Source organism: Empedobacter sp. UBA7252 (genome assembly GCF_002472765.1).
Lineage (GTDB): Bacteria > Bacteroidota > Bacteroidia > Flavobacteriales > Weeksellaceae > Empedobacter > Empedobacter falsenii_B.
This window is the reverse complement of sequence record NZ_DKSQ01000057.1, coordinates 1-441: the sequence shown is the minus strand read 5'-3', so window position 1 is coordinate 441 and position 441 is coordinate 1. Positions and strand designations below refer to the sequence as shown.

The window sequence follows — 441 nt, the reverse complement described above, 5'->3', positions numbered from 1 at the left end:
AAATCTGTTATAATTATAAATCAAATCTATAAAATCTATTAGATATAATTAATTTTTATAATAATTATAACCCAATCCTTTACAAGGAAGAAAAAGGTGATATATTATTTCGCAATAAATGAATAAATAAAAATGATGAAGAATTTTAGAAATAAAAAAAAACCACTTATTTAGCGGTTTTGAGAGATATTATTTAATTTTTTCTAAATCGTTGAAAAGACATAGAAGGTTTAATTTTTATCGATTCATTAGCTATTAATACCATTAAATTCAAATGCTGATTGAACATCCATAGTGAATTTCCTTCAACCTCTACTCCTTGTGGAGTTCTGATAAGTTCTAAATTTGTGTACATCATAATCTATAATTTTTTGGTTGACGCTAATATTGTGTTAAAAATAATTTTTAATGTTAATTTCATTTAACACAACTGATAAAATT

At 22.2% G+C, this 441-nt stretch carries 1 protein-coding gene; it reads right to left on the bottom strand.

Going from position 1 to position 441, the window contains the following annotated elements; translation table 11 throughout:
* Nucleotides 1-193: 193 nt before the first annotated feature.
* Nucleotides 194-358 carry a hypothetical protein gene (locus tag B2X73_RS08090; RefSeq protein WP_181816300.1) on the bottom strand — a complete coding sequence of 55 codons (165 nt, stop codon included), beginning with the start codon at nucleotides 356-358 and terminating at the stop codon, nucleotides 194-196.
* Nucleotides 359-441 lie beyond the last annotated feature (83 nt).